Origin of the sequence: Bacillus sp. FSL H8-0547 (genome assembly GCA_038002745.1) — a bacterium.
Lineage (GTDB): Bacteria > Bacillota > Bacilli > Bacillales > Bacillaceae > Bacillus_P.
Genome location: JBBODD010000001.1, coordinates 3887904 through 3913513, shown reverse-complemented (window position 1 = coordinate 3913513; position 25610 = coordinate 3887904). Strand labels below are relative to the sequence as shown.

General features: G+C 46.2%; 22 protein-coding genes. 7 read left to right on the top strand and 15 right to left on the bottom strand.

From position 1 onward, the window contains the following. Positions 1-137: 137 nt before the first annotated feature. The 9 genes from MHB63_19695 to speD all read right to left on the bottom strand — a co-directional run bounded on the left by MHB63_19695 (position 138) and on the right by speD (position 8944). Complete coding sequence (locus MHB63_19695; GenBank protein ID MEK3808754.1) at positions 138-677, bottom strand: DUF1641 domain-containing protein; 540 nt, start codon at positions 675-677, stop codon at positions 138-140. Beyond that, a complete protein-coding gene (gene fdhF, locus MHB63_19690; protein ID MEK3808753.1) occupies positions 661-3627 on the bottom strand; it encodes a formate dehydrogenase subunit alpha in 2967 nt (988 codons plus the stop codon). The genes MHB63_19695 and fdhF overlap by 17 nt, the downstream gene beginning before the upstream one ends. Before the next feature lie 128 nt (positions 3628-3755). Continuing rightward, on the bottom strand, positions 3756-3989 hold the full coding sequence (moaD, locus tag MHB63_19685; protein MEK3808752.1) for a molybdopterin converting factor subunit 1: 234 nt from the start codon (positions 3987-3989) through the stop codon (positions 3756-3758). Continuing rightward, positions 3986-4456, bottom strand: a complete 471-nt coding sequence (locus MHB63_19680) for a molybdenum cofactor biosynthesis protein MoaE (GenBank protein MEK3808751.1) — start codon at positions 4454-4456, stop codon at positions 3986-3988. The genes moaD and MHB63_19680 overlap by 4 nt, the downstream gene beginning before the upstream one ends. Then, the gene (gene mobB / locus MHB63_19675) at positions 4437-4973 is read right to left on the bottom strand and encodes a molybdopterin-guanine dinucleotide biosynthesis protein B (GenBank protein ID MEK3808750.1); all 537 of its coding nucleotides are present in this window, start codon (positions 4971-4973) and stop codon (positions 4437-4439) included. The genes MHB63_19680 and mobB overlap by 20 nt, the downstream gene beginning before the upstream one ends. Then, positions 4937-6214 carry a gephyrin-like molybdotransferase Glp gene (glp, locus tag MHB63_19670; protein MEK3808749.1) on the bottom strand — a complete coding sequence of 426 codons (1278 nt, stop codon included), beginning with the start codon at positions 6212-6214 and terminating at the stop codon, positions 4937-4939. The genes mobB and glp overlap by 37 nt, the downstream gene beginning before the upstream one ends. Before the next feature lie 5 nt (positions 6215-6219). After that, positions 6220-7221, bottom strand: coding sequence for a GTP 3',8-cyclase MoaA (moaA, locus tag MHB63_19665; protein MEK3808748.1), 1002 nt, complete (start codon positions 7219-7221; stop codon positions 6220-6222). Positions 7222-7236: 15 nt separating this feature from the next. Further along, a complete protein-coding gene (fdhD, locus tag MHB63_19660; protein MEK3808747.1) occupies positions 7237-8025 on the bottom strand; it encodes a formate dehydrogenase accessory sulfurtransferase FdhD in 789 nt (262 codons plus the stop codon). 103 nt (positions 8026-8128) lie between these two features. Continuing rightward, positions 8129-8944, bottom strand: a complete 816-nt coding sequence (gene speD, locus MHB63_19655) for an adenosylmethionine decarboxylase (GenBank protein MEK3808746.1) — start codon at positions 8942-8944, stop codon at positions 8129-8131. A gap of 178 nt (positions 8945-9122) precedes the next feature. Here speD and MHB63_19650 point away from each other — a divergent pair, with 178 nt between their 5' ends. The 3 genes from MHB63_19650 (at position 9123) to MHB63_19640 (ending at position 10337) form a co-directional block, all read left to right on the top strand. Further along, on the top strand, positions 9123-9407 hold the full coding sequence (locus MHB63_19650; GenBank protein ID MEK3808745.1) for a phospholipase: 285 nt from the start codon (positions 9123-9125) through the stop codon (positions 9405-9407). A 68-nt stretch (positions 9408-9475) separates the two neighbouring features. Then, positions 9476-10039 carry a hypothetical protein gene (locus tag MHB63_19645; protein MEK3808744.1) on the top strand — a complete coding sequence of 188 codons (564 nt, stop codon included), beginning with the start codon at positions 9476-9478 and terminating at the stop codon, positions 10037-10039. 112 nt (positions 10040-10151) lie between these two features. Next, complete coding sequence (locus MHB63_19640; GenBank protein ID MEK3808743.1) at positions 10152-10337, top strand: hypothetical protein; 186 nt, start codon at positions 10152-10154, stop codon at positions 10335-10337. 702 nt (positions 10338-11039) lie between these two features. On the opposite strand, the gene MHB63_19635 is transcribed toward MHB63_19640, so the two are convergent. Then, a complete protein-coding gene (locus tag MHB63_19635; protein MEK3808742.1) occupies positions 11040-12959 on the bottom strand; it encodes an endonuclease MutS2 in 1920 nt (639 codons plus the stop codon). A gap of 477 nt (positions 12960-13436) precedes the next feature. Between MHB63_19635 and pxpB the strand changes: the two genes are divergently transcribed. Genes pxpB through MHB63_19615 form a run of 4 tightly spaced genes read left to right on the top strand, consistent with a single transcriptional unit; the run spans position 13437 to position 17129 of the window. Continuing rightward, a complete protein-coding gene (gene pxpB / locus MHB63_19630; GenBank protein ID MEK3808741.1) occupies positions 13437-14147 on the top strand; it encodes a 5-oxoprolinase subunit PxpB in 711 nt (236 codons plus the stop codon). After that, positions 14144-15148 carry a biotin-dependent carboxyltransferase family protein gene (locus MHB63_19625; protein MEK3808740.1) on the top strand — a complete coding sequence of 335 codons (1005 nt, stop codon included), beginning with the start codon at positions 14144-14146 and terminating at the stop codon, positions 15146-15148. The genes pxpB and MHB63_19625 overlap by 4 nt, the downstream gene beginning before the upstream one ends. Positions 15149-15152: 4 nt before the next feature. Then, on the top strand, positions 15153-15923 hold the full coding sequence (locus MHB63_19620; GenBank protein MEK3808739.1) for a 5-oxoprolinase subunit PxpA: 771 nt from the start codon (positions 15153-15155) through the stop codon (positions 15921-15923). Between the two features lie 18 nt (positions 15924-15941). After that, on the top strand, positions 15942-17129 hold the full coding sequence (locus tag MHB63_19615) for an NRAMP family divalent metal transporter (protein MEK3808738.1): 1188 nt from the start codon (positions 15942-15944) through the stop codon (positions 17127-17129). 37 nt (positions 17130-17166) lie between these two features. Here the strand turns inward: MHB63_19615 and MHB63_19610 are convergent, their stop codons facing one another. The 5 genes from MHB63_19610 to MHB63_19590 form a co-directional block, all read right to left on the bottom strand. Continuing rightward, complete coding sequence (locus MHB63_19610) at positions 17167-18240, bottom strand: glycosyltransferase (GenBank protein MEK3808737.1); 1074 nt, start codon at positions 18238-18240, stop codon at positions 17167-17169. A gap of 114 nt (positions 18241-18354) precedes the next feature. Beyond that, entirely contained in the window at positions 18355-19563 is a 1209-nt protein-coding gene (locus MHB63_19605) for a hypothetical protein (protein ID MEK3808736.1), read from the bottom strand. Positions 19564-19600: 37 nt separating this feature from the next. Next, positions 19601-22366 carry an NTTRR-F1 domain gene (locus MHB63_19600; GenBank protein ID MEK3808735.1) on the bottom strand — a complete coding sequence of 922 codons (2766 nt, stop codon included), beginning with the start codon at positions 22364-22366 and terminating at the stop codon, positions 19601-19603. Positions 22367-22551: 185 nt separating this feature from the next. Beyond that, complete coding sequence (locus tag MHB63_19595) at positions 22552-23652, bottom strand: NTTRR-F1 domain (GenBank protein MEK3808734.1); 1101 nt, start codon at positions 23650-23652, stop codon at positions 22552-22554. 202 nt (positions 23653-23854) lie between these two features. Further along, entirely contained in the window at positions 23855-25504 is a 1650-nt protein-coding gene (locus MHB63_19590; protein ID MEK3808733.1) for an NTTRR-F1 domain, read from the bottom strand. Between the last annotated feature and the right edge of the window lie 106 nt (positions 25505-25610).

Here is a 25610-nt window from a genome sequence, read left to right as displayed (position 1 = left end):
CCATTTTCATCCAAAAATATCCTTATTAATAAGAAAAATTTCCTGTGAAGAATGTGGCATTATATCTTTGTTAGAATGCCCAGAGCCGGCTTTCTTAATCAAAAAAGACAGGAAAAACCCTCCTGTCTCAAAAACCTTTATTCCAATGTCTGATCTTTATACCGTGCCTGATCCTCTTTGCTCCTGGTCCCTTTCTCTACATGCTGCGTTTCTTCCCCCATTCCCTTTAAAAAGGTAAGGAGCAGGGTAACTGCCCGGTTCACTTCAGGGTCTTTGAGAGATTTCGCGAGATCGAAATAGCCCGTTTTTTCGTTCGTTTCTTTGTTTTCAGCCACTCTTGCAATTCCGGCGTTCACTTTCATTAAGAACGGCTCAAGCTGTTTGACGTTAATCATGCCCAAAACACCAGTCATCAGAAGCAGATTTTTTATGGTATTTGCCGTTTCTTTGTTGTCAGCGGTTTTCACAAGTATGTCCAGGACTTTGTCCCCCTGGCCAAAAAGTCCTTTCATGAGCGAGAGAATGCCCTTATCCTGCATATGATCAAGGACTTCAAGTGTGTCCTTGATCACTTCTTTATGAGTGATCAAGGCATCTTCAATTTCTCTTAACTCCCGGCTTCTTTTTTCTTCGTCCGATATTTCCTGCCGGACAATGGTCTTAGTCGCTTTTGCCACTGCTTTTCCCCTCCTTTTGAACAAGGTCTCCCGGAAACACGTAATCTTTTCGTTTCCACTTTCGTTCAACTTCAACGCCTCTTTGCGGATTTGGATGGCCAAAACGGAAGTTTGTCCGCGGCAGAGGATTCACTCCTTCTGTCTCAAGAACTTCAAGCTTGGCCTTCACTTCTTTATAGGCAGGGGTATCTGTATCTTTATCGGCATAGCTGCTTGTAATCAGATTGATCGCCGCCTCCCCGGAGTCATTCATCGGCAAGTAAACTTCTTTCCCCTTCACCCTTTCTGTTACGATGCACTGCACTTTCACCTTTCCATACGGTGAAATGAGTCTTACAAGAGAGCCGTCTTTTATTCCCCGCTCCAAAGCGAGCTCTGGTGAAACTTCAAGGAAGGTCCGCGGTGTTTTAGATGTAATCCCTTCGGATTTGTATGTCATATTGCCTTCATGGAAATGTTCCAGCAGACGGCCGTTGTTTACATGGATGTCAAATTCTTCGTCAAATTCAACCGGTCTTGTCCATTCCACCGGATGAAGGCGCGCCTTGCCGTCCGGAAAAGGAAACTCATCCAAAAAGAGGACGGGTGTATCTGTACCGTCCGGCTTTACCGGCCAGACAAGACTGCTGTAGCCTTCAAGACGTTCGTAAGTGACTCCTGCAAAAAGAGGAGCAAGCTGTGCTGCTTCTGCCATAATGTCTGAAGGGTGATCATAGGTCCAGCCTGCGCCAAGCTGATTGGCAACATCCATAATGATCTTCCAGTCAGGTTTAGAATCTCCGAGAGGTTCCAGCACTTCGTAGAGTCTTTGAACTCTCCTTTCTGTGTTTGTGAAGGTCCCTTCTTTTTCAAGACTTGGACTTGCCGGCAGGACAACATCTGCAAATTCAGCCGTTTTTGAAAGAAATAAATCCTGCACAACAAAAAAGTCGAGCTTTTCATAAGCAGCATGAACATAGTTCATATTAGAGTCCACTACACCCATTTCTTCCCCTTTTAAATACATCGCTTTTACACTGCCGTGATGAATGCCGGCAACCATTTCATGATTGTTGAGGCCTGGCTCGGCAGGAAGTTTCACTCTCCAGGCTCTCTCGTACTTTTCTCTGACAGTATCGTCCGTTATTTTTTCGTAGGACGGCAGCCGGTCAGGCATGCTGCCGAAGTCGCTTGCCCCCTGGACATTGTTATGGCCTCTCAGCGGATACGCGCCGGTATGAGGTCTGCCATAGTTGCCCGTTACAAGAAGCAGATTTGAAATGGCCGTGCTTGTATCACTTCCGCCTGAGTGCTGCGTCACGCCCATGGCCCACAGGACAACCGTGCTTTCCGCTTCGTGAATCATTTTTGCGATTCGAATCATCTGCTCTTTCGAAATTCCTGAAAGCTTTTCTGCTTCATCAAGCGTGAATTTCTTGATACTTGAGAGGTAGTCTTCAAATCCATTGACTCTATTTTTAAGAAACTGGCGGTCTTCCCATCCCTGTTCAATCATGTAATTTGTTACAGCTGAAAGCCACACAAGATCCGTTCCGGAAGCAGGCTGGATAAACAGATCAGACCGCTCTGCCATTTCATGCTTTCTGAGATCCGCCACGATCAGCTTTTGACTGTTCATCTTGTTGGCCCGCTTAACCCTGGTTGATAATACAGGATGCGATTCAGAAGTGTTCGAGCCGATGATCAGGACCAGTTCTGCCCCTTCAATGTCTTTGATTGTTCCAGAGTCGCCGCCGTACCCGACTGTGCGGAAAAGTCCCATTGTGGCCGGAGTCTGACAGTACCTGGAACAGTTATCAATGTTATTCGTCCCGATTACAGCTCTTGCAAGCTTTTGCATCAGATACGATTCTTCATTCGTACATTTGGAAGAGCTGATGAAGCTCAGAGCATCCGGACCGTACTCACTTTTAATTTCAGTGAATTTTTTTGCAATCAGGGACAGAGCTTCATCCCATTCTGCTTCTCTGAAGTGGTTTCCTTCTCGAATCAAGGGTTTTGTCAGCCGTTCTTCACTGTTTACAAAATCCCAGCCGAACTTTCCTTTGATGCATGTGGAGATTCCGTTTGAAGGAGCATCCGGATGGGGTTCCACTTTAAGGATCTTGCGGTCTTTTGTCCAAATGTCAAAGCTGCATCCGACTCCGCAATAGGTGCAAACCGTTTTTGTTTTCTTGATGTTCTCATCCCTCATCGCAGATTCCATATCCGAAATGGCGAGAATAGAGCCGTAGCCGGTTTCCACATTTTTCGTCAGTTCAATCATGGGACGGAGAGTCTGTTTGCTGATACCAGTCAGATAACCAGCTTCCCCCAGCATGCCTTTTTCCATCATGGCATTGCACGGACACACAGTTGAGCAGTGGCCGCAGGAGACGCATGAAGATTCATTAATGGGAACATCGTTGTCCCAAATGACACGGGGCTTCTCTCGCTCCCAGTCAATGGAAAGCGTTTCTGTTACTTGAACGTTCTGGCACGCTTCCACACATCTTCCACACAGAATGCACTGATCAGGATCATATCTGTAAAATGGATTGGACATATCTTCTTTGTAAGGTTTCTGAGTAAAAGGAATGCTCTGATGATTGATTTTCATCGCTTTTACCGTATTATGTATATCGCATCCTCCGTTGTTGTAGTCGCAAACCGTACAGTACAGTTCATGATTGTGCAGAATTCTGTCCATTGCGATGAGCTGTGCTTCTTTCACCTCGGGAGATTCTGTGTCCAATACATCTCCTGGATGTATCTCAGTTGAACAGGCTCTTCTAAATTCACCGTTCACTTTAATAAGGCATGTGTCGCACGTCTCAATCGGCCCAAGACTCTCGTGGTAGCAAACGGAAGGAACGTCTGTCCCCTGACTTTTTAACAGCTGAAGTGCTGATTGGTTTTCATCAGCATAAACCTTCCGCTTATTCACTTGAATAAACTGTTTTTCAGACAAAAGAACCTCTCCTTTCTAAGAAACCTCTCTCTCTGTATTTCTTTTTCCATCGTTTGAATTCCTTTTCGGCAATTATCTGAAAGCGCTTACTGAATAAAAGTAAACGAAACCCGGGCATGTTCCCGGGTTTACCCGCCGCTCACAGGCGGTATAAAGGCGATCGTATCTCCATCATGCAGCACGGTGCTGTCATCTGCAAATTCTTCATTCACTGCAATCATCGCCGTATGAATGCCCTTAAGCCTGTATGTTTCAGAGAGAACCTCTTTCATTTCACCTGCAGTCATGCCGGCAGCCTGCATTTGAACGCTGCTTTCTCCGGCCTGGTCCCCAAGATGGGCGAAAAAAAGAATGGTAATCATGCAAGCTCTCCTTTCCCCGTTTTGCCTTCCGGGTAGGAAACAGTCTCAAGCTGGTTCCCGATCCATTCCGTACCGTCATCCCAATGCTCTTTTTTCCAAATAGGGACGATTTCTTTTATCCGCTCAATCGCATATTCATTGGCTTCATAGGCGGCCTTTCGGTGAGGGGATGAAACGGCAATGACGACAGCCGCTTCTGAAATCTCGAGCCTGCCGGTTCTGTGTGTAATGGCTGCTGCTGTCCCCGGCCATTTTTCACTTATTTCTTTTCCGATTTGCATGAGCATTTTTTCTGCCATCGGCTTATATGCCTGGTATTCCAGAAACAGCGTTCTCTTTCCATTTGTCATTTCGCGAACCGTTCCGATAAATAGGGTAATGGCACCGGCATTTCGGTTTGCTACTTTGTTTGCCGTTTCTTCTGCTGATATCGGCTTTTCTGTTAGTTCAAATAGACTTTGATTCATACTGTTTTTTCACAACCTTCATTAAAAAATCCAAATAGAGATGCTCCTCATCATGAAAACTGAAAACAGGCACACTTGTATGAACCATTTCCTTCTTATCCGCAATGACACAAACAATTCCATTTAGTTCAAGGAGACTCAGGTCCTGTTCGTTTCGTATGCACACTGCTTTTGGATACAGTTCATGTTTATAGCCTTCAATTAAAATGAGATCCAAATCAAGCATGCTGTAGATCTTCAGCAGTTCTTCAAGCGTCCATGATCCAGATCCAAGCGACAGCTGAAGAACGCCGCCTCCTTCAACTCCTGCAAGCTTTGAGCCGGCCATTAAATGCTTCCCGCTGTCCTTTTCTTTCACGATCTGATCAGGAGTTCCGCCGTGGCCATGATGTTTGATTGTCCCAGCCTTATAGCCTTCATTGTGTGCCTTTTTGATCAGCTGTTCCATCACGGCGGTCTTTCCTGAATTCTGAAAGCCTGTTATCTGCAGGATGGCGCGTTGTTCACCCAAGGCCATTCACTTCCCTTTTGATCGTCCAGCAAAAGAATGTCCGTCATCATTCCTGCTTTATATCCTCTTGTTCCGCCCGGAAGCACGATCAGGGCATTCGCATCAGCCAGCGAAGATACGGCACTTGACTTATCGAATCCTGACGGCACGGCTTTTATAACTCCGTCTTCATAAACGATGGTTCCGCGAACAAATCTTGTAAAGGGATTTGCTTTCTCAAAATGCGTTCCTAAAACGGCTTTTTCTTTTCTGATGTGGGGCTTTCTGCTGAAGCAGCAGAACCTGATCACGGGCCTGACAAACAGTTCAAAACCGACGAAACAGGCTGAAGGATTTCCCGAAAGACCAAAGAGGAGCTTCCCGCGGTGTTCAGCCACTGTCGTTACGCTTCCGGGTCTCATGGCGACTTTATTAAAGAGGACGGATGCGCCAATTCTTCTATAAATATCAGGCAAATAATCATAGTCACCGACAGAAACTCCGCCTGTCGTCAGCAGCACATCCACTTTTGAGAGCGCGTGCTGAACGGCCTCTGTGCACTGATCAAGGTCATCGCTGAATTTGCCAAGGTAAAGAGGTTCTCCTCCTGCCCGTTCAATTTGGGAGAGGAGCATATATGTATTGCTGTTGCGGATTTTTCCGTCCTCTAGGGGTTCATCAGGATTCAGAAGCTCGCTCCCTGTTGTAAGAACGCCAATAACCGGTTTTTTAGCAGCGGGAACTTTTGCATACCCGAACGCTGCCAGAAGGGCTGATAGTCCCGGTGTAATGAAAGAGCCCTTTTCAGCAAGGACTGTACCGCTCCTCGTATCTTCTCCCCGGAATGAAATGTTTTCGCCCTGCTTCATCTCTCTCTTTAATTCCACTTTTGACCCATCAAGAGGTTTTGTCAGCTCGAGCATCACAACGGCATCAGCCCCTTCAGGCAGCTTGGCGCCGGTCATAATTCTTACTGCCTGCATGTATCCGATTTCCCCTTCAAAGACAGATCCGGCACCGATTTCTCCAACAACTTGAAAGGCTGCTCTCTTTTCTCCTGAGAGTCCTGCTGTATCAACAGATCTGACAGCATATCCATCATAGGGGGAGCGGTCAAACGGCGGAACATCATGATCTGCAATGAGATCTTGTGCGAGAAATCGGCCGTAAGACTCCTCAAGAGGAATATGTTCCGCGCCGCCGCGAACGGCATGAGCCATTACTAGACTTACAGCTTCTGAGACTGGGATTGGGGTTCTTATTTCGATCATGGCTACCCTCCTATATGGGACATTTCAATCTTATGTCTCGCTTCTTTTTTATTCATCCGTTCATCTGAATAACGGTCATGGCGGAGATTCCAGACATTCGCAATCTCTGCTTTTAGCATTGCGTCATCTATATTTGAACGAAGCAAAGATCTTAAGTCATGGCCTTTTGAAGCAAACAAGCATGTGTAAAGAGTTCCCTCAGCTGAAATTCTGGCCCTGGAGCACGTGGAACAAAAAGAATCCGTCACTGATGAAATGACGCCAATCTCACCGGAACCGTCCATGTATTCATACCTTGAGGCAACCTCGCCCGGATATGCCGGCGGTATCGCTTTAAGAGGGTATTTATCCTCAATCACCTGCAGTATTTCCTGCTTTGATGCCACTTGAGAGAGCTCCCACCCGTTTGCATTGCCGACATCCATATATTCGATGAACCTCAGCGTGTGTCCTTTTTCTTTAAAAAAAGAAGCCATGGGCAGAATTTCCGTCTCATTTACACCTTTTTGGACAACCATGTTTATTTTCACAGAAAGGCCGGCTCCTGCCGCTGCCTCAATTCCTCCCAGTACCTGGGCTGCTTCACCTCTCTTGCCATTCATGGATAAAAAGAGATCTGGATTCAGCGCATCAAGACTCACCGTTACTCTCTTTAATCCTGCTTCAGCAAGCTCCGAGGCAAACGTTTTCAATAATGACCCGTTTGTGGTCAGTCCGATGTCGTCTATTCCGTCGACATTTCTAAGCATGGCAATCAGTACCGGAAGTTCTCTTCTAAGAAGAGGCTCGCCTCCTGTAAGGCGGATTTTCTGCGTGCCGAGTGAAGCAAAGATCTCAGCCAGTCTATGAATCTCTTCAAATGTGAGAATGCGGTCAGATGATAAAAAAGGATAATCTTTTCCGAAAAGATGTTCTGGCATGCAGTAGCTGCAGCGGAAATTGCATCTGTCTGTAACAGATATGCGCAAATCTCTTAACGGCCTGTCCAGTGAATCCAGGATCATTAATTTTCCTCCCTTCTATAAAATCTTAATTCTATTGGAATGTGTATATATATTTAATGAACAGTTCCGGATAAATCCAACGGCTGTAATCCCAAGCTCCTCAGCCAGATTAAGTGCAAGCGTTGTCGGAGCTGATTTTGAAAGCACGATTTCACAGCCGATTTTTGCGGTTTTGAGAAGAATTTCAGAGGATATTCTTCCGCTGAAAACAAGAATTTTCCCTCTTGTGCTGATGGCGTTTTTTAAGCAATAGCCGTAAAGCTTATCAAGGGCATTGTGCCTGCCAATATCCATTCTGCTTACGATTATGCCGTTTTCATCGCAAAGCGCTGCATTGTGAACGCCTCCTGTGCTTTGAAAAATGTCCGCAGTGCGCTGCAGTTCATTCATCAGGGAAAAGCACGCATCCGCATGAATCGCTGTAGTTGGTTTGAGAGGTTTTACGACTCTCGCATCGTTGACAAAAACAAAGCCCGGCCTGCTCATGCCGCAGCACGAGGTAAGATAGCGTTTGTTCTGCATGTGGATGATGCGGTTTTCTTTAGAAAGGGTGACGTGGGCAAATCCTTCTTTTTCCTGAATCCATATCTCCTTGATGTCTTCAAGCTTTGAAATAAAGCCTTCAGATGCCAAATACCCGATCACCATATCTTCGAGAAATTCGGGAGAGCTGACCATTGTGACAGCTTCTTCCCCGTTCAGTTTAACAGTGAGGGGATATTCCGTCACAATCTCATCTTCCGCCTGAGCCGCACTGCCGCCAGACAGTTTCATAATGCTTCTGATTTCCGTTACCGGCTTCATGCTTTGTCCCCCCATTCCCTGCCATTCTTTGACCTAATGATAATCCAACAGCCTGCAATTGAAAAGCAGAAAGGGGTCTCCTTTTTAGGAAACCCCTGAAGTATTATCCTTTAAACGGCTTCATATTTTTTCCGTAAAAGATTTCATCCATTTCAATTTTCAGTCTGTCTGTTATCTCGTTCCGTTCGTTTTTCGTCAGCTTGTCCTTCGTGTAGCCAAACAAATAGTTGTTCAGGTCAAACTCCTTCAGTTTGCATTTCGTATGAAAAATATTCTGGGGGTACACGTTCACGTCAATCATGTCGTACGCCTCTTTTACCGGTTGGGGTATGTAGTTCTGAATGGAATTAATGTCATGGTCGATAAACAGCTTTTCCCCATTGATGTCGCGCGTGAACCCTCTTACCCGGTAATCCATTGTCATAATATCCGTATCAAACGAATGAATCAGGTAGTTCAGGGCTTTAAGCGGTGAAATTTCTCCGCATGTAGATACGTCAATATCTGCTCTGAAGGTGCTGATGCCTTCATTCGGATGATACTCTGGATACGTATGAACCGTTATGTGGCTCTTATCAAGCTGCATCACCACAGAATCAGGCAGCGGTCCCGGAGATTCCGCATAGGACTCTTCAGGCACTTCAACAACCGGTCCTTCAGATACAAGAATGGTCACACTTGCACCCTGGGGCACATAATTCTGCTGGGCAATATTCAGGACATGAGCGCCGATAATATCTGTCACATTCTTTAAAATCTTTGTCAGCCTTTCGGCATTATACTGCTCGTCTATATAGTTTATGTAGGCTTCCCGTTCTTCTTTTGTTTTCGTATAGCAAATGTCATACATGTTAAAGCTAAGCGATTTCGTCAGATTGTTGAATTCGTGGAGCTGGACTCTCTGCTCAGACACAGGCATTTTCCCCTTTCTTCGCTGAATCTCTGATGCACATACGTTTTTATAATACCCACTTTGCCATTCAGCAAACGGCCACTTTTTCATTTCTATTTTCGAAAAGCGTGATGATTGCCAATGCCTTATGAGCTCAATTCTCATATAAATAGGAATAGATAAGATAGATAAGGAGATGTAAACCGTGTCAAATCAGAGACAAAGACAAAGAAGGTCCCGCTGTATTTTTCCGGAGTACAGATGGTGCGGCCCAGGGTGCAGCGGACCGGGTATGCCGATCAATGATGTGGATGCATGCTGCCAGAAGCATGATCTGTGCCTCGACAGCGGGCGTTCATCCTGTGATTGCGACCGTGCTTTTATAGAATGCCTCCGGCCTAAAATAAACCGGGAAACGGAAAAAGGCCGCAACGCTGCATTTATGTATAGAATTATGAAGCTGAAAATGATGTTTACGTGCGGAAGATAAATTCAGGACTCAACACTCGGGGATTCCCTCATAGAATACAGTAAATCTGTTCGAAATGAGGGGAAAGCATGAATGAAGAAAAAAAGAACATTGATGTTTTCGGCGCCTGGCTGATTGTGGCCGGCACCCTCCTGAATGCTTCGGGTGAAACCATTGCCCTTACAGGGTCTGAACGCGCTGCACTTAAGGCAACCGGAGCAGGAAACGCCGTTGAAGCATCCGGCAACGCACTTCAGGCTGCTGTCAGATCCGGTGAACCCCAAAACCGTCTAAGTGCTTTTGGCGCATGGGTGCAGGCTGCCGGCAATTCTGCAAATGCTGCGGCGAGAGTCCCTCTCTTGTCAGGCAATCTTCGGGAAGGTTATCAACTTGATGTGATTGGGAATACTGTTCAGTCAATCGGCGCCGCTGCAGAAGCTATTGCTGCTTCTTACGCCCTGGATCGGCTTTTTAAAGAACAGCTGACCGCAGGATATGTGCTGATTGCCGGCGGAGCTTTCATTGACGCTGTCAGCGGCGTCTATTTTTTAAAGGAACTGCCTGAAAAAGGCCGGGCGCTGGGCTGGTTTGGCGGATACTTGCAGGCAACAGGAGCTTTACTTGCTGCTGATGCCCTGACATCTGAACCATAATGGAAACCGCCGCTCAGGCATTCCATTATACATAATTCAATAAAAAGGCTGTTTAGGAAAGATCATCCAGGGTAAATAGAGAGTACTAACAACAGATTGAGGAGGAACTCTTATGAGCTGGAAGAAAAAAGGACTTGCTGCAGGAATGACTCTCGCCATTATGCTGAGCGGACTTGCCGCATGCAGCGACAGCGAACAGGAAGAAATGGACAATGAAATGGAAGAAGAAGTGAATGAAGAAACCGACAGCGATGTCGTTGATGAAGACAAAGAGGAAATGGAAGAAGAGGGGCAATGATGCCCCTCTTCTTTTTGGTTGAAAGCTGCTGTAGTTTGAAGCACTTACGTGACGTCCCTGGACCGAGTTTGTGCTGTTAATCTGAGTCTGAAGCACTAAGTTGACTTAGCTCAATTGAGTTTGTGCTGTTAACCCGAGTCTGGAACACTAAGCTGACTTCGTCCAATCGAGTTTGTGCTGTTAACCCGTGTTTGCAGCACTAAGCTGACTTCGCTCAACCGAGTTGGTGCTGCTAACCCGTGTTTGCAGCACTAAGCTAACTTCGCTCAACCGAGTTTGTGCTGTTAACCCGAGTTTGCAACACTAAGTTCCCTTCGCTCAACCGAGTTTTGCTGTTAACCCTAGTTTGCAACACTAAGCTAACTTTACTCAACCGAGTTTGTGCTGTTAACCAGAGTTTGCAACACTAAGTTCCCTTCGCTCAATCGAGTTTGTGCTGCTAAACCTAGTCTGCTGCACTAAGTTCCCTTCGCTCAACCGAGTTTGTGCTGTTAACCCGAGTTTGCAACACTAAGTTCCCTTCGCTCAACTGAGTTTGTGCTGTTAACCCGAGTTTGCAACACTAAGCTGAATTCACTCAACTGAGTTTATGCTGCTAACACGAGTCTGCAACACTAAGTTCCCTTCGCTCAATCGAGTTTGTGCGGTTAACCCGAGTCTGCAGCACTTCTCCAGATTTTTAATGCCTTCGATCCAGCACCCTCACTCCTCCCTGAAAATCGTCACATCGGAATGCTTCTTTTTCATTTGTGCGGCTTTTTTCCGGTTTTCTGCACTTTCAAACAAGATGTCAAAATCATAATCTTCCGGGTACAGCTCTTTTGCGGCAATATGGAACTGTATCCGCTTGTGGTTAATTACCTGTTTCTCGCCTTTTACAAAAACCGTATAGTTTCCGGCTTTATCAGGCCCGGTGTAGACAATGGCGTATTCGCCGGTAGCTTTGATGATCACATTGTCTCCCTGACTAAATGTTTCAAGAACCGCTTCATCTGTCTTTGTACGCTTTGGCCTGTGCTTCACTACGGAAATTTGCTTTTCAAGCTCTTTCCGTTCTAAAAGATCATAGCTATCTTTTGCATACTTTTTCGCTTCCTTGTATGTGATCTGATGGGCTTTTTCAATCAGCTCGGGATGCATGCCGAGACGGAGTGCGATGGAAAAAGCCTGGCTTTCTCCCCCCTGGCCGATCTTCAAGTGGTATGTGGGCTTAAGAGTCTCCAGATCAAATTCCATAGACCCATTCATAAATCCATCCGTACTGTCAGCAAATTCTTTTATTTCACTGTAGTGTGTTGTCGCAAGCAGCGTCGCGCCTTTTTGATGAATTTTCTCCAGAATGACCTGCGCAAGACCCATTCCCTCTCCCGGATCTGTTCCTGATCCAAGTTCATCAAGGAGAACAAGTGTGTATTCGTTTGTCTGCTTTAAAATCGAAATGATATTGGTCATGTGAGAGCTGAATGTGCTCAAGTTCTGCTCGATGCTCTGCCCGTCCCCGATATCAAGCAGAATCTGTCTGCAGATTCCGATTGAACTGTCTTTTTTTGCAGGAATGTGAAAGCCCGACTGAGCCATTAAAACGAGCAGGCCGACTGTTTTCAGAACGACCGTTTTTCCGCCAGTGTTAGGACCGGTGATGACAAGAGACTGAAATTCACCCCCTATTTCAATTGTAAGGGGAACAGCACCAGAGCCAAGCAACGGATGTTTGGCATGAATAAGTGAAATGACCTTCTCTTCATTGATAGACGGAGATGCCCCGTCAATTGATCTGCTGTACTTTGCTTTGGCAAACAGAGCGTCATAATGCACCATGACTTCAATGGACTGCTGCAGCTCTTTTTCACTTGCTTCTGCAAGTCCCGTTAAGTAGCTCAGCACTTTTTCTGTTTCAACATCCTCCTGAGCTGCTAAAAAATCGATTTGATCCTGCAGGGCTCCTGCTTCTTCAGGCACAATGTAAATGGTTGATCCTGAAGCAGATGTATCCAGAATCGAACCCCTAATTTTGCCTTTGTACTCTCTTTTCACAGAAAGGCAGAGCCTCCCTCCGCGTTCACTGATGGCGCTGTCCTGCAAGTAGGTTTTGTATTTTGGCGATTTCACCATGCTGTTCAGCTTTTCTTTTAGTCTGTCAAGTGCGATTGCAAGCTGCTTTCTCACTTTTGAAAGGTCTTTGCTTGCAAGATCATCCACCATTCCGTTTCGGATGCAGCGCGTAATTTCATCAGCCAGATCCGGCAGTTCTTCTATTCCGTAAACATACGAAGCCACTCTGGGTGCAAGCGTTTCTTTATCCTTCATAAACCTTTTCATTTTCAGGCAATCTTCAATAAAAGAAAGAAGCTGAGTCAAATGATGGGGCCTCAGTGGTGTTCCTTTGTGCAGCATGCCTGTGATTCCTTCTATTCCTTCAAGCCCTGAAACCGGCACACTTGAGCTCTTTTCCAAAATGGCGCAGGCTTCATCCGTTTCCGCAAGCAGCGCGCGGATTTGCTTTGCATGAAAAAGCGGCTGCAAGCCCCTGATTCTTTTTCTCCCGGACTCTGTCAGGGCAAAAGAAGCGGCCGTTTCCTTAATCGTTTCAAAATTCAATATCTCAATTGTATGCTTATTCAATGGTATAACCTCCAAATAGTAAATGAACACAAAAAAGCCGCAATGAACAAACCTGTTCATTGCGGCTGAAATGGTTAATGGAATGCTTTCATTTTCCATACTGCTCATCCTTTGGTGAAAAAAGAAAAAACTGTGCAAATAGACACAGCCCTGAGCAGGTACCTCTCATATGCTATGATTTGTTCTTAACTTATCCTTCACGCGCATGATTAAATAAGCGCTTAAATTACAACATTTTGAGCGCTGGCGCTACCTGAAAGACCGTATGAAATTACGGATTAGTTAAGAACGGCACCTAACATATAACAAAACCCCTTTTTTGAGGATGATGGTATGGAAAATTTAAATAAAAGCTATTTATAATGTATGTCACAGCGTCTCTTTTGTCAAACCCGATTGCAGCGGTAAATTTGAAATGTTTTCTTTCTTATTATAAGATGAATGACATCTGCAAAAAAGAATTCAGGAGGTGCAGAAATGGATTATACAGTGAATCATATGGGAGACAGTACGGTGGTCATTGAGTTTGGTAAAACGATTGATCATAAAGTGCACGAGCATGTTCAGCAGGTGTTCTCATTTTTTGAAAAACAATCGCCCGACTGGATGATTGAGTGTATTCCTGCTTTTACTACGGTTGCCATCCTTTATGACCCTGTCAAAGTGTACAGCCATACGAAAAAAGCACTTCCCCATGAAACGGTAACAGATTACATAAAAGACACATTAAGAAACATTAGCACGCTTCAACCAGCTGAAGGAAGAAAGATTGAAATCCCTGTTTGCTACGGAGGCGAGTTTGGCCCTGATCTGGCATTCGTTGCAGAACATAACAGCCTCACTCAGGATGAAGTCATCAGAATCCATTCAGGAACAGAATATTTAGTCTACATGATCGGCTTCGCTCCTGGCTTTCCCTACATTGGAGGAATGTCAGAAAAAATTGCCGCACCGAGAAAAGATACTCCGAGAGCGAAGATTCCTGCAGGTTCAGTAGGAATTGCAGGGAACCAAACAGGCATTTATCCGATTGAAACGCCAGGAGGATGGCAGCTCATCGGACAGACTCCCCTCCCGCTTTTTCAGCCTGAAAGTGAATCTCCGAGTCTACTAAAAGCAGGAGATATGATCACATTTAAACCAATTACAGCTGAACAATTCAAGGATGAAAAGGAGAAGAGACCATGACCATGCTTGTTAAAAAGCCGGGTCTTCTTACAACCGTGCAGGACCTCGGACGCTATGGCTTTCAAAAATACGGAGTCATTGTAAGCGGATCAATGGATACCCTCTCCCACCGGATTGCCAATCTCCTCGTTGGAAATGATGAACATGAGGCAGTCATTGAAATGACGATGATCGGTGCGCGGTTTGAGTTTCAGGACGATGCACTGATCAGTATATGCGGCGGAGATTTTTCCCCTAACATTGACAGCAGGCCCGTAAAAATGTGGAGACCCGTTTTAATCAGAAAAGGAAGCATTCTCTCTTTTGGACATGTAAAAAAGGGCTGCAGAGCCTATCTTGCTGCCGCTGGCGGTTATCTTACTCAAAAAATCATGGGAAGCAAATCAACCTATTTAAGGGCCGGAATTGGCGGAGTTGACGGCAGGGCGCTGGAAACGGGGGATGTAGTCGAAATTGGCGAAAGATCACCGTTTGCTGACTTTTGGCTCACGCAGCTCCAGCAAAGGGCGCCTTATACAGAACTTGACTGGTCCGTATCACCCGAATTTCATCCTTTTGTCAGAGAAGAAGAAAAAGTACAGCTGGTGAAAGGAAGACAATACGGTGATTTTTCAGACGAAAGCAAAAAAGCACTGTTTTCTGAACCGTTCAAGATCACTCCGCAATCAGACAGAATGGGCTATCGCTTGGAAGGACCGAAACTCCAATTAAAGAAAAAAGAAGAAATGGTTTCTGAAGCCGTCAGCTTCGGCACCATTCAGGTTCCGGCGGATGGAAATCCAATCATCCTGCTTGCAGACAGGCAAACGACCGGAGGCTATGCGAAAATCGGACAGGCAGCATCGATTGATCTTCCATACCTCGCCCAATTCAAGCCTGGAGATACGATTCACTTTAAAGAAATCTCTATAGATGAAGCCCAGAAGCAATTGCTTGAAAGAGAAAAAATGCTGCATCATTTAAAAGAAGGACTTCATCTGAAATTACATGCCGGGAGATGAGACTATGCGGAAAGTAGATATTAACTGTGACATGGGAGAAAGCTTTGGTGCATACACCATCGGAAGCGATGAAGACATTCTCGGATTTATCACTTCAGCAAACATAGCATGCGGTTTTCATGCAGGCGATCCATCCACAATGAGAAAGACTGTACAGCTTGCTCTTCAGAAAAACGTGGCGATTGGAGCACATCCCGGTTTTCAGGATCTTGCCGGTTTCGGAAGAAGAAACATGGATTTAACGCCGCAGGAAATATATGATCTGGTCGTCTATCAAATCGGATCACTTGCTGCTTTTACCGCTTCAGAAGGCGGAAGAATGCATCATGTTAAGCCGCACGGGGCACTTTATAACATGGCTTCTGTTAATCGACTTATTTCTGAAGCGATAGCTGAAGCTGTTTACAAAGTAAATCCTGAACTTATCCTTTACGGACTTTCAGGAAGCGAGCTTGTAAAAGCCGGAGAAAGAATCGGTCTGAAGACGGCAAATGAAGTCTTCGCTGACAGGACCTATCAAGATGACGGCACTCTTACTTCTAGAAAAGATCCACAAGCACTTATAACAAATCATCAATCAGCTGCAGATCAGGTCATCCAAATGGTTCAGGACGGCACTGTGATTTCTGCTGCTGGAAATACGGTATCCCTGAAAGCTGATACAATCTGCATTCACGGTGACGGTACACATGCACTTGAATTTGCACGCTACATAAACGCAAGACTTTCTGAGTCGGGCATTAGGATTCTTTCCACATTAGACGTTTTAACATAAGATTCTGGAGGTACAGCGATGAAACAACAATCGAATTTCAGTCTGCTTCTTGGAGCTGCATTCCTGATGGCGACATCTGCCATAGGACCAGGCTTTTTAACTCAGACCACCCATTTTACACAGGCTCTTGCCGCAAGCTTTGGTTTTGTCATTTTAATGTCCATTTTAATTGATATTGGGGCTCAGCTTAACATCTGGAGAATTATTGCGGTATCAGAAAAACCCGCACAGGAAATCGCGAATGCCGTCCTGCCCGGTCTTGGAACGTTTCTTGCCATTTTGATTGTTCTTGGCGGACTTGCTTTTAATATCGGGAATATCGGCGGTGCGGGACTTGGAACAAACGTCATCTTCGGCGTTTCGCCTGAACTCGGCGCCCTGCTCAGCGGAATTGTTGCCATCGGTATTTTTCTGGTTAAAGAAGCGGGGAAAGTGATGGACCGGTTCGCTCAGGCAATGGGCTTTATCATGATTGCCCTCACTGTATATGTGATGTTTTCTGCACAGCCGCCGGTCGGAGAAGCAGCTGTTAAAACGTTTGTGCCTGATGAAATCGATTTTCTAGCCATTGTAACACTTGTCGGCGGAACGGTCGGAGGGTACATTACATTTGCCGGGGGTCACCGCCTTTTGGAAGCAGGAATTAAAGGAAAGGCTGCTCTTCCTCAAGTAACGAAGAGCTCAATCTCTGCCATCGGCATTGCTTCTCTAATGAGAGTTTTCCTTTTCCTTGCGACACTTGGCATCGTTTCTCAGGGACTTCAGCTGGATCCTGCCAATCCGCCTGCCTCTGTCTTTAAGTATGCAGCGGGCAACGCAGGATACAAAATGTTTGGTGTCATCATGTGGGCAGCAGCCGTCACATCTGTCGTCGGCGCAGCTTATACATCTGTTTCCTTCATCCGGACATTCAGCCCTGTGATTGAAAAATACCACAAATGGTTTATTGTCGGTTTTATTGCCATTTCAACTGCCGTATTTGTTAGCATCGGCCAGCCGGTAAAAATCTTGATTTTAGCCGGTTCCCTGAACGGATTAATCCTGCCTCTTGCCCTTGGCGTCATGCTGATTGCGGCTCATAAAGTGAAGCTTGTCGGTGATTACAAACATCCTGTCTGGCTTACTATTTTTGGAGCAGTGATCGTTGTTGCCATGGCCATCATGGGAGGATATTCACTCTTCACAGGACTTCCTAAACTGTTCTAAACAAAGAAAAAAGCCCTCACAGGCTTTTTTTCTTTGCTCATTTTCCGAGTTTTTTTTCAAAATAAGCTTTATTGCTCAGCACACTTTTGTCTTCCGGCCTGTATTTTCTGGCTTCTTCATTATGCTGATACGCTTTTTCTGTCTCACCGAGCCTGTCATAGCAGACACACATCTGAAGATGCGGATACCATGTTGAGTAGGCAGGATAGCTGAAACTCCACCTGTTTTCATCCGGCACTTCCTCTACCGCTCTTTCGTACCAGTAGATAGCTGATTTGTAGTCTTTTTTCCGCTGAAAATTGTAGCCAATCCGGCTGCACGTTTCGGACCTAGGTGTTTTTGAAAAAGCAAACGATGCAAAAAGAGACTTTAATTCCTGGTCCAGGTCTCCCAAAAACCGGTAGCAGTCCGCTCTGTTGATGCAGGCATAAACTTTATCCTCAACCCACCCTTCTTTCAAGTCAATATTTTTCGTATATGCTTCGATCGCTTCCTGATAATGACCGTTCTCGCGCAATTCATTGCCGTAGTAAAAGTAATCTCTTGCACCGAATACGTCTCCGCGTTCAATTTTCATCTTGTAAATATTCAAATTACGGCCGACCGCATGCCCTGTTTTTTTATGGGTAATGGCGATATCTGAATTAATAATGTTGCCTGTGACATTCAGATAATTATGGACATCTCCCTCCCACTTGTAGTTTTTCGATGTTTTCACAAGTCTGTTCCGTCTGTAGCGTAGAGTCACATTTCCGAACTCATCGGTTCCGGCATTATAGAACATGGACACGGAATCAACCGCAGGATCTAGCGTTTCCTTTAATTTCTTTAATTTCTCCTGATCCTCTTCAGACAAAATATCGTCTGCATCCAGATAGAAAATATACTCCTTAGTCGCGTGCCTGAATGACTCATTTCGTGCCGGGGCAAAACCGGTCCATTCATGGTGAAATATCCGGTCTGTATACTGCTTGGCAATTTCAACCGTTTTATCTGTCGAGCCCGTATCTACAATGTTGATTTCATCCACAATATCTTTTACGCAGTCCAGACAGCGTGCCAAAACTTCTTCTTCATTTTTGACGATCATGCATAAGCTGATGGTTACCATCTTATCTCTCCCTTGTAAGTACTATCCTCTAACAATGATTTTATGCTGAAGGGATTTGTACACTTGCAGTAAAAAAACCTGCATATAAATACTGCAGGTTTCACACGCTGTTTTTTACCAGTTCTCTGTAACTCTGAACATTGCTGTGACCGTATTCGTTCCGGATCCGCTGACTCTGGCAACAGCCAGCGTAACGATTTCATCGTCCGGAAGCTCTGTATCCAGCAGTAGTTCAGTTGTAAGGACACGGGTTCCAGTCCCAGACCCTGCAGCTGCGAGTCCCTGGAAAACAACTTCCCCTCCCGTTATTGTTGTTGAGGTTGTGTTAACAAGGAGAGCTGTTTCATTGTTCGGAATGTTGGTCGTAGCTGTGGGATAAGCTGCAAATGTACCGTTAACCGTTCCGCCGACAATAATCTGGAATGCCAGATCAACATTTGTGATGATTTCTGCAGATTCAAACAATACCTGTACAGAGTTCGGCCTGCCGGAACCTGCAGGAAACTCCGCTTTTCTTGTAAAAGAAATAGCAGGTATCAGTGTTGTAGGAATGTTGGATAACGTTCTTCTTTCAGAAGTATTCCGGTAAACAGGCTCAAACTTACCAATAATGCTGTACTGCCTTCCTCCGACGTAAAGATCAAAATTTCCGGCTGTCCCGTTGTTAGATACTTCTGCTCTTAGCGGAAGATTTGGGTCTGTAAAACTCGTTTGGCCTGCTGGATCATATCTGTGTACAGTAAAAACTTGCTGTGCAAGAGTAACAGGATCAGAAACAACGACACGAAACTCAACAATTCCATAACCGTACCAAGTAAACACGATCTGAAAAATGAACCCCTCCGTCAGATCCAGTACTTCATTGCTCGGACCTGAACCGTTAAGAGTGTCCACATTCCAGGATGCCTGCGGAATGATTGTGTCTGTCCCAGCTCTTCTGATGCCTACATAAAAACCCGAGCTGCTGTTCCCGAAGAATGCGCCGTTTTCATCATCGTAAAGCCCCCACTGAGCCACTTGATTTCCAACCGGGGCAGCGGGCTGCCTGACGGCAATTCCAGTTTCGCACGCATATCCAGGCTCATATCTGCCTCTTTGCGCACTGTCAAGAATGGCTGAATCTGCGGCTGCAGACGTATTCAATAGATATTCAGTCGCATCATTGGAAACGGTTCCTGTACCTGCAGTAGATACAATATCTCTCAAATCTGAAATGCCATACGTAGAGACAAGTTCAATGATGGAAGTCTTACTGGAGGTCATAAGTTCGCTGAACTGAGAACTGACATTGGGACCTACATTGGTAATCCGTATATCAGCCATTTATATCACTCCTTTTTAATCGATGACAGTATCTCATCTACCACTCCTCCGTTACTCTGAATGCTGCGGTCACTGAATTAGATCCGCCAAGGAGATTGGCTACCGCAAGTGTGACTGTGGAGTCATCCGGAAGTTCGAAATCAAGAAGAAGAGCTGAAGCTAATATCCTGCTTGAACCTGCTACGCCAGCAGCCAATCCCTGCAGTATGACCTGGCCTCCAGTAATCGTTGTCAGCGTGTTGTTAACAAGAAGAGCTGTTTCATTAACTGGAATATTTGTTGTTGCTGTAGGAAAATTCACGAAAGTACCATTAATCGTGCCATCAAGAATGATTTGGTAATAAATATCATCTGAAGTAACCAAATCGATTCCTTCAAGCTTTACACTTACGGAATTTGCTCTTCCTGATCCTGCAGGAAAGACTGGTTTTCTCTGAAACGAAATGATAGGAGTCAGCGTTCCGGTTGCAGTAACTGTTCTCCGGTCAGAAGTGATCCTGTAAACAGGATTATAGTTGCCAATAATGCTGTATTGTCTCCCTCCTACATACAAAGTCAGAGGGGAAGCAGTTCCGTTGTTAGTAACTTGTGCTCTCAACGGCTGATTTGGATCAGCAATACTTGTTTGTGCAACAGGATCAAACCGGTTTACTGTTATGACTTCCTGGGCAAGGGTAACGACATTGGGAATTACAACATTAAATTCAATAATTCCATACCCGTACCATGTATAAACAATTTGAAAAATGTTTCCTGAAGCTAGATTTAGTGTTGCTCCGCTTGGACCTGTGCCATCGAGAGGGTCAACATTCCAGCTCGTCTGCGGAATGATTGTGTCTGTTCCTGCTCGCCTAATCGCAACAAAAATACCATTTACAGCATCCTGCCCGAAGAAATACCCATTCTCATCATCAAAGTATCCCCAGCGAGCGACTTGGTTGCCAGCAGGTGCAGCAGGGAGCCTGATTCCAATTCCTGCCTCACACGCATAGCCCGGCTGATATCTGCCTCGTTCAGCACTGTCTAAAGTTGCGAAGTCACCGCCACCAGCTGAGGTAGTTACAAGATATTCTGTTCCATCATTTGTTACAGCCCCAGTACCAGAAGTACTAATGGTGTCTCTTAAAACGGAAATTCCATAAACGGAAGTAAGCTCAATTACTGGAGTCCTTTCTGCGGTTCTAAGCTCAGAAAATTGCGAACTAACTTCCGGACCAACGTTCTCAATGGTTGCATCGGGATCAAATACCCCTGTGGCTCCAGTTACTCCTGTGGCTCCAGTTACACCAGTTGCTCCTGTGACTCCGGTTGCTCCTGTAGCTCCAGTTACTCCTGTGGCTCCAGTTGCTCCTGTAGCTCCTGTGACTCCCGTTGCTCCTGTGGCTCCAGTTACTCCTGTGGCTCCAGTTGCTCCAGTTACTCCTGTGGCTCCAGTTACTCCTGTGGCTCCAGTTACTCCTGTAGCTCCAGTTGCCCCTGTGGCTCCAGTTGCTCCAGTTGCCCCTGTGGCTCCAGTTGCTCCAGTTACTCCTGTGGCTCCAGTTGCTCCTGTAGCTCCAGTTGCCCCTGTGGCTCCAGTTGCTCCAGTTACTCCTGTGGCTCCAGTTGCTCCTGTAGCTCCAGTTGCTCCTGTAGCTCCAGTTGCTCCTGTAGCTCCAGTTGCTCCTGTAGCTCCAGTTGCTCCCGTTGCTCCCGTTGCTCCAGTTGCTCCCGTTGCTCCTGTGACTCCAGTTGCTCCCGTTGCTCCCGTTGCTCCTGTGACTCCAGTTGCTCCTGTAGCTCCTGTAGCTCCAGTTGCTCCAGTTGCTCCTGTAGCTCCTGTGGCTCCTGTGGCTCCTGTAGCTCCTGTGACTCCAGTTGCTCCCGTTGCTCCTGTAGCTCCAGTTGCTCCTGTAGCTCCTGTGACTCCAGTTGCTCCTGTAGCTCCTGTAGCTCCTGTGACTCCAGTTGCTCCTGTGACTCCAGTTGCTCCTGTAGCTCCTGTAGCTCCTGTGGCTCCTGTAGCTCCTGTGACTCCAGTTGCTCCTATGGCTCCAGTTACTCCTGTGGCTCCTGTGGCTCCAGTTACCCCTGTGGCTCCAGTTACTCCTGTGGCTCCAGTTACTCCTGTGGCTCCAGTTACACCAGTTGCCCCTGTGGCTCCAGTTACTCCTGTAGCTCCTGTGGCTCCAGTTGCTCCTGTAGCTCCTGTGGCTCCTGTGGCTCCAGTTGCTCCAGTTGCTCCAGTTGCTCCCGTTGCTCCCGTTGCTCCTGTAGCTCCTGTAGCTCCAGTTACTCCTGTGGCTCCAGTTGCTCCTGTGGCTCCAGTTGGTCCAGTAGCACCTCCGCCTGCCAACGTTCCAATTAAAGAAATGTCATCGACGTAAATATCTGCAGTTCCGGCTAAAGGCAGTTTGTTGACCAGCACCATCGCATGAACAGTTCCTGCAGGAGCAGCTGATGTTGTCTGATAAACCTCTATCCATGTATCGTTTTCAGAGAGAGGAATTGTGTTTGAAGCAATATTAGTAATAAGTCCGTACCCCAAGAACGTAAAAGAAGCATCATAATAATTGACTGCAAGTGTCATAGGCGGTGAAGGCAGACCACTTGATTTCGTCAGCGAAACAACCATTTCAAACGAATCACCTGGATCTACGTCAACAAGCTGGTAAACAAATGAATTGACATTTCCCCCAAGCAATCTTACAGACCGAAAGCCGCTGTGGGGAAACAATGTATTTACAGAAGCATTCAGCCCGATCCATGGCGTCAATGTTCCCGATTCAAATCCGCCATTTATAACAAGATTTTCAATGGACACTTCATAACCTCCAATCTTCAATAGTACCTAAATATAATCTTACAGATTATTATATGTGCAAGCTGTCATGTTGAATGGACTTCTATCTATTACTAAAACACCAAATTGCTTGAATCTCTTTTAATACCAAAAAAAGGCTGCCGCAAAGTCAAAATTCTGACTTTACGGCAGCCAATTAAATCCGCCTATTGCAGACGGATCGCTGTTAACACTGCACCAGTAGAACCGTCGCTGCTTAATGTGGCTGCACCCAGAAGCCCGAATAGCTGAAGTGAGAGAGTGTCCCCTGCAGCCAAATTCACAATAAGCTGATTGTTAAATTGTGAAACACTTAATGCAGGAGTAAAAATAGAGCCTGGAATCGGATTACCGTTTAAGACAAGTCGTGAACTCAGCAGCAGAGCCGCTGTTGTGTTAACCTGGTAAGAAAGATAATACCTTCCTGCTGCAGGCACAGTGAAAGATGTATTTGCCCCATTAGCAGTAAAACTATCAAGACTCTGATTATCTGGAAGCGGAACATCCGTGCCCCCTAGAACCACAGCAATAACCGAACCACTTGTATTTGAAGCGGACATTGAGTTTTGGGTCACACCTTCACCTGTAGGTCCTGTAGCTCCAGTTACCCCCGGCAACCCTTGCGGCCCCGTAGGTCCAGCTGGTCCAGTTGCCCCTCCACCAGCTCCTGTAGGTCCCGGTGCTCCTGTTGGCCCAGCTTCTCCTGTAGGTCCAGGAGCTCCTGTAGGTCCTGCTGCTCCTGTAGGTCCAGGAGCTCCTGTAGGTCCACCAGTTGAACCAGTCGGGCCCAAAAAGCTTTCAACTGTACTCAAAAATACATCATCGACTAAAACATCTGAAGAAGATATACGAGGGAGGTTATCAACAAGAACCAATGCTTGCGCACTCCCGAGCGGAGCTATTGAGGTAAGTTGATAAATTTCCTGCCAGCCTTCGTTCCCTATAAAAGGAATTCTTTCTTGGTCGATAACTGTTATCAGACCATATTCAATGAAGGTAAACTCATCGTCATAAAACGCTACCGACAGTGTTATTGGCGCACTGAATTCCACACTGGTTCTGGCCAAAGATACTTTCAGCTCGTACCGCTCACCAGGATTCGCTTCCACGATTTGAAACACATATCCATTTTGAAAATCACCTGTTAATCTTGCTGCAAAATATCCACTGTGTGAATATTCCCTTGTAATCTCTGCATTGAATGGAATCCATGAACCAAAATCTCCAGACTCAAAACTGCTATTCGTAATTCTATTAACTAACGTCACTTGCATTCCTCCGTTTAAATGTATTCTATTAACTTTCAGTCAGCATTCTCTTTATAGTATGTAAAACTATTAATTTGGCTATAGGTTAACTTCATGAAATAGATAAATAGTAAACAAATAAGCTGACTTGATCGTATCGCTTTCTAACGAAACTTATAAGTCAGCTATATCCATCAATCATATAAATCTCTAATCTAAAAGATTATACAAACCTGATAATGTTTTGAGTTCTTGTTTCTGCACTGACACTTGTTACGTTTGATGCTGTAGTTACTAAAATACTGACCGTGTAAGAGCTGCTTGCATTAGTTGAAGGCGCGGTGTCTACAAGCGTATTTGCATTTAAAAATCTTTGCGTGCCTGAAGGGCTTCCTGATCGTGAAGTCGTCAACTCTTCTATGAGCACTCCATCTCTTCTAATCCTCATATTATAAACAATACTCCAGTTCGCCGTTGTAACAAATGCCAACTGCACATTGTTATCCACTTTCATTTTATTACCAGTAGCGACAGATAATGTAACCGTTGTTACGGTTGTCTCAACACCCACAGTGATTGGTACTGCAGCTGTTTGCTGGATGTCAAAAATTGAAGAACTAACTGGCTGAGCCGGGCCTGTTGGACCTGTTGGACCTCTTTCCCCTGTGGCACCTGTAGCTCCGGTTGCTCCTGTGGCTCCGGTTGCACCCGTTGCTCCTGTTGCTCCTGTGTCTCCCGTAGCTCCCGTTGCTCCCGTTGCTCCTGTTGCTCCAGTCGCTCCTGTTGCTCCCGTTGCTCCTGTGGCTCCGGTTGCACCCGTAGCTCCTGTGGCTCCTGTGGCTCCCGTTGCACCTGTGGCTCCAGTCGCTCCTGTGGCTCCGGTTGCTCCCGTTGCACCTGTGGCTCCGGTTGCACCCGTAGCTCCTGTGGCTCCGGTTGCACCCGGAGCTCCTGTGGCTCCAGTTGCACCTGTAGCTCCTGTGGCTCCTGTTGCTCCTGTTGCTCCAGTCGCTCCTGTGGCTCCGGTTGCTCCTGTTACACCTGTTGCTCCAGTCGCTCCTGTGGCTCCCGTTGCACCTGTGGCTCCCGTTGCACCTGTTGCTCCAGTCGCTCCTGTGGCTCCCGTTGCACCTGTGGCTCCCGTTGCACCTGTTGCTCCAGTCGCTCCTGTTGCTCCCGTTGCTCCCGTTGCTCCTGTTGCTCCCGTTGCTCCCGTTGCTCCTGTTGCTCCCGTTGCTCCGGTTGCACCTGTTGCTCCCGTAGCTCCCGTAGCTCCCGTAGCACCAGTCGCACCTGTAGTTCCAGCAGGTCCCGTAGCACCAGTTGCACCTGTAACTCCCGCCGGTCCCGTAGCACCAGTAGCTCCGGCAGGGCCCGTGGCTCCAGTCACTCCTCCGGCACCTGCTGAACTTAACAGCGCTACGTCATCGACGAGGATATCAGCTGTATTTGCCTGTGGAAGTTTATTGATCAATACAAGTGCATTTGTTGTCCCAGGCGGTGCTGGAGTTGTTGTCTGATATACCTCAAGCCAGGTATCATTCCCGGCTGTAGGCAGATTATTTGCGGTAATATTGGTAATGACGCCATATCCTAAAAACGCATTTGCAGCCGAATAATAAGAAACTTGGAGAGTTACAGGACCACTTGGAAGATTTCCATTTTTCGCTAAAGATACGATAAGCTCAAAGGTTTCTCCCGGATTTGCAGCAACTCTCTGTAATATAAATGAGTTGGCAGAGCCGCCAAGCAAGCTGGCTGAGAAAAAACCGCTGTGTGCTTGGGCTGAGGTAATCGATGCGTTCTGCCCTGTCCAGGGAGACAGACTTCCCGTTTCGAAACCGCCATTTATGATTCTGTTTTGTATAGTCAAATTCTCGCCTCCTACTCGCCAAAAAACATGCGTCTTATTTACTTTATGGAAATAAAACAATGGGAGTGTTAGGCCAAACATCCATTTCTGATTTACACACTGTATA